At 73.3% G+C, this 14,652-nt stretch carries 14 protein-coding genes; 10 read left to right on the top strand and 4 right to left on the bottom strand.

The window, feature by feature from the left end; translation table 11 throughout:
* Window positions 1-191: 191 nt before the first annotated feature.
* Window positions 192-1,184, bottom strand: coding sequence for a MerR family transcriptional regulator (locus EES43_RS27335; protein ID WP_124271224.1), 993 nt, complete (start codon window positions 1,182-1,184; stop codon window positions 192-194).
* 135 nt (window positions 1,185-1,319) lie between these two features.
* Between EES43_RS27335 and EES43_RS27330 the strand changes: the two genes are divergently transcribed.
* Both EES43_RS27330 and EES43_RS27325 read left to right on the top strand, forming a co-directional pair.
* Window positions 1,320-1,931, top strand: coding sequence for an RNA polymerase sigma factor (locus EES43_RS27330; protein WP_124271223.1), 612 nt, complete (start codon window positions 1,320-1,322; stop codon window positions 1,929-1,931).
* A 102-nt stretch (window positions 1,932-2,033) separates the two neighbouring features.
* Window positions 2,034-2,615 (top strand): DUF4383 domain-containing protein, encoded by a 582-nt coding sequence (locus tag EES43_RS27325; protein WP_124271222.1) that lies wholly within the window; start codon window positions 2,034-2,036, stop codon window positions 2,613-2,615.
* Between the two features lie 129 nt (window positions 2,616-2,744).
* Here the strand turns inward: EES43_RS27325 and EES43_RS27320 are convergent, their stop codons facing one another.
* Window positions 2,745-3,584 (bottom strand): DUF1206 domain-containing protein, encoded by an 840-nt coding sequence (locus EES43_RS27320; protein ID WP_124271221.1) that lies wholly within the window; start codon window positions 3,582-3,584, stop codon window positions 2,745-2,747.
* A gap of 579 nt (window positions 3,585-4,163) precedes the next feature.
* Between EES43_RS27320 and EES43_RS27315 the strand changes: the two genes are divergently transcribed.
* The 3 genes from EES43_RS27315 to EES43_RS27305 all read left to right on the top strand — a co-directional run bounded on the left by EES43_RS27315 (window position 4,164) and on the right by EES43_RS27305 (window position 7,696).
* On the top strand, window positions 4,164-4,745 hold the full coding sequence (locus tag EES43_RS27315; RefSeq protein WP_124271220.1) for a fasciclin domain-containing protein: 582 nt from the start codon (window positions 4,164-4,166) through the stop codon (window positions 4,743-4,745).
* Between the two features lie 148 nt (window positions 4,746-4,893).
* A complete protein-coding gene (locus tag EES43_RS27310) occupies window positions 4,894-5,391 on the top strand; it encodes a MarR family winged helix-turn-helix transcriptional regulator (protein ID WP_124271219.1) in 498 nt (165 codons plus the stop codon).
* Between the two features lie 166 nt (window positions 5,392-5,557).
* Window positions 5,558-7,696, top strand: coding sequence for an MMPL family transporter (locus EES43_RS27305; RefSeq protein WP_124271218.1), 2,139 nt, complete (start codon window positions 5,558-5,560; stop codon window positions 7,694-7,696).
* A gap of 40 nt (window positions 7,697-7,736) precedes the next feature.
* Here EES43_RS27305 and EES43_RS27300 read toward each other — a convergent pair whose 3' ends face one another.
* Window positions 7,737-8,375: a DUF7144 family membrane protein gene (locus EES43_RS27300; RefSeq protein WP_241192546.1), complete on the bottom strand. Its 639-nt coding sequence runs from the start codon at window positions 8,373-8,375 to the stop codon at window positions 7,737-7,739.
* On the bottom strand, window positions 8,375-8,908 hold the full coding sequence (locus EES43_RS27295) for a DoxX family protein (RefSeq protein ID WP_124271217.1): 534 nt from the start codon (window positions 8,906-8,908) through the stop codon (window positions 8,375-8,377). The genes EES43_RS27300 and EES43_RS27295 overlap by 1 nt, the downstream gene beginning before the upstream one ends.
* A gap of 272 nt (window positions 8,909-9,180) precedes the next feature.
* Here EES43_RS27295 and EES43_RS27290 point away from each other — a divergent pair, with 272 nt between their 5' ends.
* From EES43_RS27290 to EES43_RS27270, 5 genes are all read left to right on the top strand, one after another.
* Complete coding sequence (locus EES43_RS27290; protein WP_124271216.1) at window positions 9,181-11,196, top strand: NADPH-dependent 2,4-dienoyl-CoA reductase; 2,016 nt, start codon at window positions 9,181-9,183, stop codon at window positions 11,194-11,196.
* A 243-nt stretch (window positions 11,197-11,439) separates the two neighbouring features.
* The gene (locus EES43_RS27285) at window positions 11,440-11,982 is read left to right on the top strand and encodes a PadR family transcriptional regulator (protein WP_124271215.1); all 543 of its coding nucleotides are present in this window, start codon (window positions 11,440-11,442) and stop codon (window positions 11,980-11,982) included.
* A 106-nt stretch (window positions 11,983-12,088) separates the two neighbouring features.
* Entirely contained in the window at window positions 12,089-12,871 is a 783-nt protein-coding gene (locus tag EES43_RS27280) for an SDR family oxidoreductase (RefSeq protein ID WP_124271214.1), read from the top strand.
* Between the two features lie 55 nt (window positions 12,872-12,926).
* A complete protein-coding gene (locus tag EES43_RS27275; RefSeq protein WP_124271213.1) occupies window positions 12,927-13,940 on the top strand; it encodes an SPFH domain-containing protein in 1,014 nt (337 codons plus the stop codon).
* Window positions 13,937-14,652, top strand: a 716-nt coding sequence (locus tag EES43_RS27270; RefSeq protein ID WP_124272175.1) for an NAD(+)/NADH kinase, incomplete at its 3' end; no start/stop codon positions are given. The genes EES43_RS27275 and EES43_RS27270, both read left to right, overlap by 4 nt.

Raw genomic sequence — 14,652 nt, 5'->3', positions numbered from 1 at the left:
CCTGCCGCCGCCTTCTCTTCCCTTGTCCTGGCACCTGCCCAGACTCCCCGGCAGACGCCGGGACGGCAAGGCGACGGGACGGCAAGGCGACGGGACGGACCACGCACGACCCGGGCCGACGCAACCCGGCGCCTGCGGGCGCGTGGCACAGGAGCGGCGCGGCGGGGTGGAGGTGCCGGTTCCGCCGCGTCTCAGCGTCCGCTGACGGTGGCGAGCACATCCAGCGCTTCGGCCAGCCCCGCCGGGTGACGCGCGCCGGACGGCAGCGGTCCGGACCACCCGGGGCCGGCGACGAGCACCACGGGGCGGCTGCGGGCTCCGCGCACGCCCCACTCGATGGACTCCACCCGGGCCACCAGTGCACGGTTGGCCGTGGTGCGGGACTGCGACCAGAGCACGACCGCGGTGGGGCCGATGCGGCGCACCGCCTCCACGACCGCCTCGACGGGCAGGGCGGCGCCGAACATCCTCACGGGCAGGCCCTGTTGGGCCAGCCCGGCGGCCAGCGCCTCCAGTGCCAGCGTATGGCTCTCACCGGGTGTGCAGGCGAGCAGGGAGACCCCCCGGCCGGGCGCGGCGGGCCGGCCGGTGGCGAGGCGGCGCAGCGCGCTGGAGACGTGCCAGGACAGCAGGTGCTCGACCTCGACGTACCGCTCCCCCGTCCTCTCCCACTTCCGTCCCACGGCGTGCAGCGTCGGCATGATGATCTCGTTCCAGGCGGCCAGCAGCCCGTACCGGTCGATCACGGCGGCCAGCAGCTCGTCCATGGCCTGGGCGTCGAGCCGGACGGCGGCCCTGGCCAGTCCTCGGCGCTCCTGGCGCGCCCGGCCGACGAGCAGCGCGCCGGGGACGCGGGGATGCCGGGTGGAACCGGCGGGCGTCGGCGGCGGTTCCGCGCGTACGGGTTCGGCCGTGCGCGAGGCGGCTGCGGCCAGGGCCGCGCGGGCGGCCTCCGCCGGGGGCATCCCCGCACTCGTCAGGCCGCACATGCACTCCAACAGCCCAATGTCCGCCGACGTCCACCGACGGTGCCGGCCACCCTCGCGGGAGGCCGGGCCGATCCCGTAGCGGCGGTCCCACGAACGCAGCGTCGTCGGCGCTACCCCGAGGAGACGGGCCACCGCCCCCGTGGTCAGGCCCCCGTCGGCCGCCACCCTCGTCCGCGTGGTGACTGCGTCGTCCATGGAAGCACCATACGACGCAGAAACGATGCGTGTTGCCTCGGCGGAGGCCAGGCGATTGCCTGGGGAACGCGGGGCGGACGGGGCTGCCCCGCGCCGGTCCGGGCGGCGGACCGGCGGCGCGGAGGACGGAGAGCGATGACGGCTACGGCCGGCCGGATCGGCCCGGCCGCGGTTCCCTCGCCCGGTGAGGACCGGGCGGAGGCCGAACGGCTTGCCGCGGACTTCGTACGGGGCGACGAGGAGACGTTCGCCCTGGTCTACCGCCGCTGGGGCGCGCTGGTCCACGCGCTCGCGGCCCACTCGCTGGGAGACACGCGGGAGGCCGAGGACGTGGCGCAGCAGACGTTCCTGGCCGCGTGGCACGGCAGGAAGGGCTACCGGGCGGTACGCGGGCCGCTTCCCGGCTGGCTCGTGGGGATCGCCCGGCGCAAGATCGCCGACGCCCACGCGGCACGCACCCGGCGTGCCGAGCTGGCCGTCGCGGCGGCTGCGCGGGGGCCGGTGGCCGCGGGGGACGCGGAGGACCGGGCCGAGGCGACGCTCGACCGCGTTCTGGTGGTGCAGGAGCTGCGGAAACTGTCCGTGATCCAGCGGCACATCCTGTGCCTGGCGTACTTCGACGACCTCACCCACGTCCAGATCGCCGAGCGGACCGGGCTGCCGCTCGGCACAGTGAAGAGTCACGCCCGCCGCGCGCTCCTGCGCATGCGGCGCTCCGTGGCGGACGGCCCGGCCGCTGCGGAGTAAGACTGGAAGAAGGGCCGCAGGGGCGGGCCGGAGCGGCCGGCGGGGAGGAACGACCGGGAACCGGCGAACCCATCAGGTCTCAGGAACCGACAGGAGACGGCAATGAAACTCAGTGACGAACTCCCCGTGGATCACCGGCTCGCGACCGTGTACCGGATCGGCGGAGGGCTCTGCGGAGCCATCCTGCTGGTCTTCGGGAGCCTCGGCTTCGCGAACCAGCTGAGCATCTTCGACACGAGCGGCGCCCGGGTGGCGGGCCTGTCGACCAACGGCATCCTGAGCCTGATCTCCATCGTCGTGGGTGTCGTCCTCATCGGCGGGGCGCTGGCCGGAGGCAACGTCGCGTCGGTGGTGAACATGGTGGTCGGAGTCCTCTTCCTGCTCAGCGGGTTCGTCCACATCTTCATTCTGGACAGCGGCGCGAACTTCCTGGACTTCGGTATGTCCAACGTGATCTTCAGCTTCGTGATGGGGCTGCTGATCCTGACGTTCGGGATGTACGGGAGGGTCAGCGGCGGTCTGCCGCACGACAACCCGTACTGGCGCAGTCGCCATCCGGACCAGGCCGACCGTGAGGAGCGGGCCCGCCACCGGGCAGCGGCAGGCGGCCCGCCCCGGCTCGGCGGCGGTTCGGGCACCCGCCCCGTGACGCGGGAGACCGGTCCGCGGCTGCCGGGAGCCTGAACCGCTCCGCAGCCGCAGCCGCAGCGCACGAGACACGGCTCGGCCCTCCTGACCGGCAAGCGGTCAGGAGGGCCGAGCCGTGTCCGTCCGTGTGATGTGCCGGACTCCGGAGCGCTGGTCGGTGGCGGCTCAGACCTTGCGGTAGCGGGCGTTGGCCCAGGAGAAGACGCCGAACGCGGCCAGCCCGAGGGCTATGACCACCAGGAGCCACGGGCCCGCGGGGGTGTCGGTGAAGGAGCGCAGGGTGTCGTCCATGCCCTTCGAGCTGTCGGGCGAGTGCTGGACGGCCGCCGCCACGGCGAACCCGCCCGCCGTCGCGAACACGATGCCGCGCGCCGTACCGCCGAACACACCGGTGAAGTCGACGATCCGGCGCGTACGACGACGCATCTCGGACATCTTCAGATGCTTGTGGTACTTCCGCATGATCGCCCGGACGGCTATCCAGAGGCCCGCGCCGGCTATGGCGATGCCGGCGGCTCCGACGATCCACTGGCCTCCCGGCCAGCCCAGCGCCTTGGCGGTGATGTCCTGGGACTGCTTGTCCGAGGAACCGCCGCCGCTGCCCGAGTCGCCGGCGGCGAAGGAGAGGACCGAGTAGGCGACGAAGCTGTAGAAGACGAAGCGGCCTGCGGCCATGGCGCGCTTCGTCGGCTTGTCGCCGTCGGGACCGGCCTGGCCGAAGAGGGCCTCGGAGAGCCGCCACAGCGCCATGCCCACCAGGGCGATGCCGAGCAGCCAGAGCATGACCTTGCCGAAAGGCTTCTCCGCGATCTCGGCGATCGCGCCGCCCCGGTCGGCCTGCCGGCCGCCTCCGGAGAACGCGATCCGCAGAGCGAGTACGCCGACCAGTACGTAGATCACGCCGCGGGCGACGAACCCGGCACGGGCTCCTGCCTCCATCGCGGTGCTGTTCGCGGCACGCCTTGCCTGGCCGCGTCCCTGGGCTGCTGCTGCACGGGTATTCATGTTGTGCCGGTTGCCCCTGTCCGGCGGTTCGATGCCTGCCGGGCCGGTTCGGCCCGCGCGATCGGGCCATGGTCCGCCTCCGCGCCGACGTGGCCCGCGGAGCCGATGCCATCGACGACGTGTTCCTTGCCCGTCCACCGTCCCGTGGTTTCCCCTCCCGCACCTGCCGCGTCGTTTCTGCGTCGATCGGCGGCGGTGGGGTCGGCGGGCCGGGACCCGGCGTCCCGCCCACACCCGCCGATGGACGGGATACGGATGCGGATGGACGCGGACGCGGGATACCCGTGGATAGCGCATGGGTACGTTTTCAACTTCTCCGGCGGCGACTTCTCCCCTCATTCCCCCCGCGGGAACAGCAGTTGCCCGCGATCCGCATCTGTGGGCTACTGGCAACAGGGCCCACACGGCCGTGCGACGTCAACGTCGCGGCGTGCAGGCAGAAGCGCCGGGAGCCCGCCGGAACCGATGGTCGACTCGGTCCGGCCCAACGCCCCAGGACCGGCCGTCGGGCCCACCGCCCGTACCGGGGAAATCCCCCGCAGACATCCGGGCCCACCCCTGCTCTCCGGAGGAGACACCATGACCATCACCCGTCTGCAGCGCACCGCTGCGGCAGCCGCCGCTCTCGCCCTCCCCGCATCGCTGGCGTTCCTCGCACCGCAGGCACAGGCACAGGCTCCGGCGGAACCGTTCGGTCCGGCCTGCTCCTCCGTCCCCAAGACGGGTTCGGGCAGCCTCGACGTCATGGCGAAGGCCCCCGTCGCCACCGCCGCGGCCGGCAACCCGCAGCTCTCCACACTGGTCGCCGCGCTGAAGAAGGCGGGTCTCGTCGACACGCTCAACAACAAGGAGAACATCACCGTCTTCGCGCCGACCAACGCCGCGTTCAACAAGATCCCGAAGGCGGACCTGACCGCGCTCCTCGCCAACAAGGCTCAGCTCACCAAGGTCCTGACGTACCACGTGGTGGGCAAGAAGATCACGACCGCGCAACTGCTGAACGGCTCCTTCACGACCCTGGAGGGCCAGAAGCTGACCACCAAGGGGTCAGGAAGCACGTACACCGTGAACGGCACCTCCAAGATCGTCTGCGGCAACGTGCAGACGGCCAACGCGACGGTCGAGCTGGTCGACACGGTTCTCATGCCGCCGTCCTCCTGATCACCGCCCGCTCCGCGAACCGCCCGCGTGCCCGCGCCGCCGCCCCGGTGCGGGCACCGGCCGTGGGAGCGGGCACCGCCAGTGGGAGCGGGCACCGCCAGTGGGAACGGGCTCGAAGGCGCGGGTGCGGGTTCTATACGCTGACCATGTGACCAGCGCTGAGAGCCGCAAGCCCCGGGGCGGCGGCCCGGAAGACGAGTCCGCCGCCGGCCTGAGGGCGTTCGCCGTCGAACTCCGGCGGATGAACGGCGAGATCAACCGGATGACCCACGGCTTCGCAGCGCACCAGCGGCTGCACGCCACGGACGTGTCCGCGCTGGCCGCCATCCTCGACGCCCCGTCACCCCTGACGCCGGGTGCGCTGCGCGAGCATCTGGGCCTCACCTCAGGCGCGGTCACAGCGTGCCTGGACCGCCTGGAACGAGCCGGCCACGTACGCCGGGTCCGGGAGAGCGCGGACCGCCGGGTCGTGCACGTCCACTACGAGGCGAGCGCCCGGGCCGTGGCCCGCGACTACTTCATGCCGCTCGCCGAGGCCACCGCCCGGGCCAGAGCGCGCTTCAGCGAGACGGAACTGACGACCGCCCTGCGCTTCCTGGCCGCGATGAACGAGGAGATGGCCGAGGAGAGCGCGGCGCGCCGCTGAGGCCGACTGCCCGGGGGCGTCCGCGCCAAGCCGTCCGTAATCGAGCGAAGAACCCCGGCCGGTTCCCCATGCCGAGACTCCCGCACACTCCCACCACACCCGTAATATATTTCAACGATTGAGATTGTTCATTATTGAGATACAGTGCCCATACCCCGGGAGAGGCATGTCCACCCCTGCACGACCGGTCCGCTGGCTCATCCCCGTCGTCCTGCTGATCGCCTGGCTGGGCATCGGCGGAGGACTCGGCCCCTACGCGGGCAAGCTCGGCGAGGTCGCCACGAACGACCAGGCCGCTTTCCTTCCCCGGAACGCGGAGTCCACCCAAGTCATCGACGCCCAGAAGGCGTTCCGGCAGGAGGAGACCCTGCCGGCCATCGTCGTGTGGACCTCGGCCGACGGCGACACGCCTATCCGCGCCGAACAGCGAGAGGCCGCCACCGGCGCGTTGGCCTCGCTGACCGGAGCCGACGGCGTGGTCGGCAGGGCGTCCCCGGCACTGCTCTCCGAGGACGGTCTCGCCCTCGAAGGCGTCGTGCAGTTGCGACCCGATCTCGGCGACGAACTACCCACTGTGCTGGGGGAGATCAGGAAGGCCGGCGCATCCGTGCCGGGCACGGCCGCACGGCTGGCGGGCCCGGCGGCGAGCCAGGCCGACCTGTCCGACGCCTTCGCGGGCATCGACGGACTGCTGCTCGGGGTGGCCCTGGCCGCGGTGCTGCTCATCCTGCTGCTGGTCTACCGCAGCGTGCTGCTGCCCTTCGTCATCATCCTCGGCGCGGTCTTCGCGCTCGGGCTGGCCTGCGCGATCGTCTACGCCCTCGCCGACCACGGCGTCGTACGCGTGGACGGGCAGGTGCAGGGCATCCTCTCGATCCTCGTCATCGGTGCGGCGACGGACTACGCCCTGCTGCTGACCGCCCGCTTCCGGGAGGAACTCGCGGCCCGCGGCGACCGCACGGCCGCGATGCGGGCCGCCCTGCGCGAGTCGTCCGGTCCGATCACGGCCAGCGCCGCGACCGTCGCACTGGGGCTGCTCGCCCTGCTGCTCAGCGACCTCACCAACAACCGGGCGCTCGGACCGGTGGGCGCCATCGGGATCGTCTGCGCGGTGCTCAGCGCCCTCACCTTCCTGCCCGCCGTGCTCGTCCTGCTCGGCCGCACCGCGTACTGGCCCGCCCGGCCCCGTGCCGCCGGGGACGCCTCCGGCGGTCACGGCGTGTGGCCCCGGATCGCCGCGCTGGTCGACCGGGCGCCGCGCAAGGTCTGGGCGATCACTCTGGCGGGCCTGATCGCCTGCGCCGCGTTCGCCCCGACCCTCACGTCCAAGGGCGTGCCGCTGGACGAGATCTTCGTCGACGACGCCCCGTCCGTAGCCGCGCAGGCGACGCTGAGCAGGCACTTTCCCGGCGGCTCCGGCAATCCCGTGGTGATCGTCACGGCGGCGGACCGGGCCGACGCGGTCACCGCCGCCGCCGAGCGCACCGACGGCGTGGCCTCGGCGGCGGCGGTGACCGGCTCAGGGCGGCCGGGCGGCGGGGAACCGCTCGTCGTCGACGGCAGGGTCCGCATCGACGCGACCCTCACCGACGCGGCGGACAGCGACGCGGCCAAGAGGACGGTGGCCGCGCTGCGCGACGCCGTCCACGCCGTCCCCGACTCGGAGGCGCTGGTGGGCGGCTACACGGCCCAGCAGTACGACACACAGCGCACGGCCGAGGCCGACCGCACACTGATCGTGCCGGTGGTCCTCGCCGTCATCCTCGTCATTCTGGTCCTCCTGCTGCGGTCGCTGCTGACGCCGGTGCTGCTGGTCGCCACGGTGGCGCTGAACTTCCTGGCCACGCTGGGCATCTCGTCGCTGGTCTTCACCCATGTGTTCGGGTTCAGCGGTACGGACTCCTCGGTGCCGCTCTACGGGTTCGTGTTCCTGGTCGCCCTCGGCGTGGACTACAACATCTTCCTGATGTCCCGGGTGCGGGAGGAGTCGCTGCGCCACGGCGCCAGGGAGGGCGTCCTGCGCGGGCTCACCGCCACCGGCGGTGTCATCACCTCTGCCGGTGTCGTGCTGGCGGCCACGTTCGCCGCCCTCGGCGTCATTCCGCTGGCGTTCCTGCTGCAGATCGCGTTCATCGTCGCCTTCGGCGTCCTGCTGGACACCCTGGTGGTCCGCTCGCTCCTGGTCCCGGCGCTGGTGAGGGACATCGGGCCGACGGCGTGGTGGCCCGGGGTCCTCAGTCGCGGAAATGCGGGCTGGGGCACGGGCGCAGGCGGCGAAGCGGGGGCCGCGGCCTCGGGCAGGTAGGGCCGGCGCCGGGTCGGCCTCGGGCCCGCCGGCCTCGCCGTCAGGAGGGCGCGATGGTCCTCCGGTAGGCGCAGAGGGCCCAGATCACGTAGATGTCCAGCCCGATGACGACCACCGACCACAGCGGCGCGTACGGCAGGAAGAGGAAGTGGGCGAGCAGGTTGAGACAGGCGAGGACGATGCCGGCGATCCGCGCCCAGCCCGCACGCCTGAGGAGCCCGGCCCCGGTGACGGCCACGCAGACGCCGAGCACCAGATGGATCCAGCCCCAGCCGGTGAGGCTGATCCGGTACAGGTAGCCGCCGACCGCGCCGTAGACGTCCCCGCCCACCAGCGCGGCGATCCCTTCCAGGGCCACGATGACGCCGAGGCCCAGCATCACCACTCCCGCGAACAGCACACCTCCGGCGACCCAGGTGCTGTCCGGGTCGGGCGCGGGCGCGGGGCCGGAGAGGCCGTCCGTCCGCTGCCACGGCGTATCGGCCTGGCCCGGCCCGGTCCGGGGCGCCTGACCGGCGGAGGCGGCCGGAGGCGCGTCGGCGGTGGGCGGGGGCGTGCGATCGGTGGCGGCCGGAGGCGTGCCGTCCGGCCGCCCGCCCGGCTCCCTGTCCGACCGTCCGACCGACCCCCTGTCCGACCGTCCGACCGGCCGCCCGTCCGGCTGGGGCTGCTCGGCCATCAGAAGCCCGCCTCGTCCCCCGGTTCGCCGCGCTGCCCCTTGGCACGCCGTCCGACGACCGCGGCGGCTGCCACCGCACTGCCGGCGAAGGCCAGGGCCACCGTCAACGGGCGGTCCAGGACATGGCAGGTCGCATGGTCCACGGAGTAGCGGCCGGGGCCGGTCAGGCCGAGGGCGGCGGCGGTGAAGCCGAGGAAGGCGGGGAACTCGAAACCGCCACCCGAGGCGAAGAAGCCCGCGGGGACGTGCACGGACACCGCTCCCGCCATCACCCCGGCCGCCGCGGCGCCCGCCACCGGGGTGGCGAGGCCCAGGGCCAGCAGCAGACCTCCCCCGGCCTCACCGAGTCCGGCGGCGACGGCGCTGCGCCTGGGCGGGTGGAAGCCCATGGCCTCCATCCCGGCCGCGGTTCCCTCGATCCCGCCCCCGCCGAACCACCCGGCGAGCTTCTGGCTGCCGTGCGCGAACAGCACCGTTCCGGTGCCGACGCGCAGGGCGAGCAGGCCGAGATCACGACGGTTGACGCAGACCATGGAGGCTCCCGAAGTGGAGGGACGGATGGCGGCGGTACGGATTCCACTGTCGCCGCGCCGGGACGCACGGGCCGGTCGGCGTGGGCCGAACGGGCGATGCGGCCGGTACGACGGCGGGCCGGCCCCGGGCCTCGTCCCGCCACACGGAGGACGGCATGCGCCGCAGGGCGACGCAGGGGTGCGGGCATACGACGCGGCTCATTATGCAACTTGTTGCACAAACGGCCGAGGTGGTCTACAACTGACCGGACGACACGGTGAGGAGACTCCGGATGAGCCTGTACCCGACGCTGCTGAGCCCGCTCGACCTCGGGTTCACCACGCTTCCCAACCGAGTGATCATGGGATCGATGCACGTGGGGCTGGAGGAGGCGGAGCGCGGTTTCGAGCGGATGGCCGCCTTCTACGCGGAGCGCGCCCGCGGCGGCGTCGGGCTGATCGTGACCGGCGGCATCGCCCCGAGCGAGCAGGGCTGCTCCTTCCCCGGCGGGGCGAAGATGACGAACGAGGCGGAGGCGGCCCGGCACACGGAGATCACCTCGGCCGTGCACGCCGCGGGCGGTCGCATCGCGATGCAGATCCTGCACTTCGGGCGGTACGCGCACCACCCCGGCCTGGTGGCGCCGAGCGCCCTCAAGGCGCCGATCAGCGCCTTCACCCCGCGAGCCCTGACGGGCGAGGAGGTCGAGGCGACCGTCGAGGAGTTCGTCCGGGCCGCCGAGCTGGCCCGGCTCGCGGGCTACGACGGGGTCGAGATCATGGGCTCCGAGGGCTACCTGATCAACGAGTTCATCGTCTCCGCGACCAATCACCGCACCGACGCGTGGGGCGGCTCGTACGAGAACCGCATCCGCTTCCCCGTCGAGATCGTACGGCGGGTGCGCGAGCGCGTGGGCGACGACTTCATCCTCGTCTACCGGCTCTCGATGCTGGACCTGGTGCCGGGCGGTTCCACGCTGGAGGAGGTCGTGGCCCTCGCCCGGGAGATCGAGGCGGCGGGCGCCACCATCATCAACACCGGCATCGGCTGGCACGAGGCCCGCATTCCCACCATCGCCACCTCCGTGCCGCGCGCGGCCTTCACCTGGGTGACCGAGAGGGTGCGCGGCGCGGTCTCCGTACCGCTGGTGACCAGCAACCGCATCAACACCCCGGAGGTCGCCGAGGAGATCCTCGCCTCCGGCCGGGCCGATCTGGTCTCCATGGCCAGGCCGTTCCTCGCCGACCCCGAGTTCGTCGCCAAGGCGGCGGCGGGGCGGGCCGACGCGATCAACACCTGCGTCGGGTGCAACCAGGCGTGCCTGGACCACATCTTCAGCCTCAGGATCACCTCCTGCCTGGTCAACCCGCGCGCCTGCCACGAGACGGAGCTGGTGCTGAGCCCCACCCGGACCCGTAAGCGCGTGGCCGTGGTCGGCGCCGGGCCCGCGGGGCTCGCCTGCTCGGTCACGGCGGCCGAGCGGGGGCACGCGGTGACGCTGTTCGACGCCGCGGACGCGATCGGCGGCCAGCTGAACGTGGCCCGGCGGGTGCCGGGCAAGGAGGAGTTCGACGAGACGCTGCGCTACTTCCGCACCCGCCTCGCGGAGCTGGGCGTCGAGGTGCGGCTGGGTGTTCGGGCGGACGCGGGGGCGCTGGACGGATTCGACGAGGTCGTGCTCGCCACCGGCGTCGAGCCGCGTACGCCCGCGATCCCGGGAACGGACCACCCCAGCGTGGTCGGCTATCTGGACGTGCTGCGCGGCGGGGCGCCGGTCGGCGAGCGGGTCGCCATCGTCGGCGCGGGCGGCATCGGCTTCGACGTGGCGGAGTTCCTGACGGACGGCGGCGGCGCGGCGAGCCGGGACGCGGACGTGTTCTTCCGCCAGTGGGGCGTGGACACCGCCTACGCGGAGCGCGGCGGGCTGCGCGCACCCGAACGCCCGGCGTCCCCGCGCACCGTCCATCTGATCCAGCGCAGGCCGACCAAGGTCGGGGCGGACCTCGGGAAGACCACCGGATGGATCCACCGCACCGAACTGCGCCACCGCGGCGTCGAGATGATCGCGGGCGCGTCCTACGACCGGATCGACGACGCGGGGCTGCACCTCACCGTCGACGGAGAGCGGCGGCTGCTGGAGGTCGACACGGTGGTGCTGTGCGCCGGCCAGGAACCGCGCCGCGACCTGTACGAGGAACTGCGCGCCGTCGGGGTCGCGGCGCACCTGATCGGCGGCGCGGACGTGGCGGCCGAACTGGACGCGAAGCGGGCGATCCGCCAGGGCACGGAACTGGCCGCCGCGCTGTGAGGTCCGGCGGCGGACGGCCGCCCGCCTGCGCGGGCGCCGACCCGGCGGAGGCGTGTTCCTCGGAGAGCCGCCCGGCCGTCCGTGCGCGGACACGTTCGGCGACAGCCGGCTCGCCGCGCTCGACCCGCGCTTCCGCAGGGCTGTCCGGCCGGCGGTTCGCCGCGTTCGCCCAGTTCCGCGCGCTCTTTCGCCCCGTTCCGCGCGCTCCGAGGATGCGCTGCGAGTCCTCCTAGGATGCACTGCATGTCACTGCCGCACGCCATCCTCACCGCCCTGCTGGAGAAGCCGTCCTCGGGGCTGGAGCTGACTCGCAGATTCGACCGGTCCATCGGCTACTTCTGGTCGGCGACGCACCAGCAGATCTATCGGGAGCTGGGCAAGCTGGAGCAGGCGGGGCGGATCAGGGAACTGCCCGCAGCCGCGCCTGCCCGGGGGCAGCGGAAGGAGTACGAGGTGCTGCCCGCCGGTCGCGAGGAGCTGGCCGCCTGGGTGGCGCGCCCCGAGGACCCGCGCCCGATCCGCGATCCGCTGCTGCTGCGGATGCGGGCCGCCGCGGTGATCGGAGCGAAGGGCCTGGAGGCGGAGCTGCGTCGCCATCTCACCCTGCACCAGCGGCAGTTGACTGAGTACCGGGAGATCGAAGCGCGCGATTTCACGCCCGCGCCGACGTCCGAGGCGGACCGGCTGCGCCATCTGGTGCTCCGGGGCGGCATCGACCTGGAGACGTTCTGGACCGGCTGGCTCACCCGTGCCGTCGAGGAGATGGACGGCGACGCGGACGACTGAGCCCGTAAAGCCGTGTGCCGGAGGGACCGGACGGACCGGACGGACTCTGGTCTACCTAACAAGCGATTGGTAGATTGACGGGCTCGTCACCGGCGGAGGGCGGACCATGGACCGGGACCATCCCATCGACTTCACCGGCCGCGCGGTCCTCGTCACCGGCGGCACCCAGGGCATCGGCGCGGCGATCGCGAGGGCCTTCCTCGCGGCGGGCGCGCAGGTGATGGTCTGCGGACGGAGGGCGCCCGCGTCGACACCGTCGGCGGGCGGCAGGGAGGCGGTGTTCCGGGCCGCCGACGTGCGTGATCCGGCTGCCGCGGGCGCGCTGGTGGTCGCGACCGCCGAGCTGTTCGGGCACCTCGACGTCCTCGTCAACAACGCGGGCGGCTCGCCCGACGCCGACGCGGCGACCGCCTCGCCGCGCTTCGTCGAGAAGGTGGTCGCACTGAACCTGCTCGCCCCCTTCTACACGGCGCAGGCGGCCAACCTGGTCATGCGGGAACAGCCGGACGGCGGCAGCGTGACCAACATCGGCAGCGTTTCCGCGCACGACCCGCAGCGGGGCACCGCCGCCTATTCGGCGGCGAAGGCGGGCCTGCTCGGACTCACCCGGGCCCTGGCCCTGGAGTGGGCGCCGAAGGTCCGCGTCAACCACATCACCGCGGGCCCCGTCCGCCCCCCTACCTCCACCGCCCGGCCCGACGCGGAGGACGCCGCGGCGGCGGACGTCATCCCGATGCGGCGGCAGGCCGAACCCGACGACATCGCCCGCGCCTGCCTCTGGCTCTCCAGCCCCCTCTCCCGTTACGTCAACGGCGCCGACCTCGCCGTGCACGGCGGCGGCGAGATCCCGGCCCGGCAACTGGCCCGCACCCTCTTCTCGTCCTCTTGACGATATAAACCCCACCCCTTATCGTCGCACTGACGAAATGAAGGGGGTCCGCACCATGGCCGACATCACCCGGCGCCTCGGCTGGCGCCATCTGCGCTCCGCACCCACCGCACACATCCGCCACCACAACCGCGGCCGGCTCGCCCACGACGGCCGCGGGCTCAGCTTCTGGTACCGGTCTCTGTCGGCGGCGCTCTCCGAAGTGCCGGTCGACGACCGGGAGCTGGCCATGGCCTTCCACGCCCGTACGGCCGACTTCCAGGACGTCACCGTGCAGGCCACCGTCACCTACCGGATCAGCGACCCGGCCCAGGCGGCGGACCGGCTCGACTTCTCCGTCGACCCGGACACGGGCGGCTGGCGCGGCGCCCCGCTGGAGCAGATCGCCACCCTCCTCACGGAGACGGCCCAGCAGCACACGCTGGACGTGCTGGCCCGGACGCCGCTCTCCGTCGCCCTGGTCGACGGCGTCGCCGCCGTACGCGACCGGGTGGCCGCCGGACTCGCCGCCGAACCCCGGCTGCCCGCCACCGGCATCGACGTCGTGGCCGTACGGGTCGTCGCCATCCGCCCCGAGGCCGAGGTCGAGCGGGCTCTGCGCACCCCGGCCCGCGAGCAGATCCAGCAGGAGGCGGACCGGGCCACCTACGAACGGCGGGCCGTGGCGGTCGAGCGCGAACGCGCCATCGCCGAGAACGAGCTGGCGAGCCAGATCGAACTGGCCCGGCGCGAGGAGCAGTTGGTCGATCAGCGCGGCACCAACGCCCGCCGCGAGGCCGAGGAGAAGGCCGTCGCGGACGGCGTACGGGCCAAGGCGGAGGCCGCCCGCACCGTGCAGCTGGCGCGCGCGGAGGCGGAGGCCGCCCGTGAGAGCGGAGCCGCACGGGCCGAGGCCCAGGCGTCGTGGCTCCGGGTGCACGCCGAGGTGGCCCCGGCCACCCTGCACGCACTCGCCGCGACCCAGCTGGCCGCACACCTCCCGCGCATCGAAAGCCTCACCCTCTCCCCCGACGTGCTCACCGGGCTGCTCGCCAGGCTCGGACGGCCGGAATCCGGGTCCGGCGCGTGAGCCTCGCGCCGCGGGCCGTACTGGTGCACCGGACCACGGAGTACGAGGAGCTCCTGGCACGGCACGGGACGCACGGCCAGGCCGCCTTCTTCCTGTCGAGCCGCGGTCGCTCCATCGACGCGATCGCCCGCCGCCACGCGCGCGCCCGGCGGACGCTGCGGGAGGTGGCGGCGGCGGTGCCGCTCACCTGGCGGAGGTCCCGGGTGGAACGGGCCGACCTGGACCGCTTCCTGTTCGCCCCGGAGGACGTCGTGGTGGTGATCGGGCAGGACGGGCTCGTCGCCAACGCCGCGAAGTACCTGTCCGGGCAGCCCGTGGTAGGCATCGACACCGACCCCGGACGCAACCCCGGCGTGCTGGTGCGCCACCGGGGCGCGGACGCTGCGGCCCTGTTGCGCGCCGCGACCGCCGGCGGAGGCCGGACGGAGGAGCTGACCATGGTCGAGGCCGTCGCCGACGACACCCAGCGGCTGCTGGCGCTGAACGAGATCTACCTCGGAGCGCCCGGACACCGGACGGCCCGCTACCGCCTGCGCGCCGACGACGACCGGGCGGAGGAGGCCCAGGCGTCCTCCGGGGTCCTGGTCGGCACCGGGACGGGCGCCACCGGCTGGCTGCGCTCGCTGTGGCTGGAGCGCGGCTCCGCCGTTCCGCTGCCCGCCCCGTGCGACCCCCGGCTCCTGTGGTTCGTGCGCGAGGCATGGCCCTCGCC

Source organism: Streptomyces sp. ADI96-02, from assembly GCF_003846185.1.
In the GTDB taxonomy this organism is placed as follows: domain Bacteria; phylum Actinomycetota; class Actinomycetes; order Streptomycetales; family Streptomycetaceae; genus Streptomyces.
Note: the sequence above shows the minus strand (reverse complement) of the source record. Positions and strands in the feature narration are given on the sequence as shown.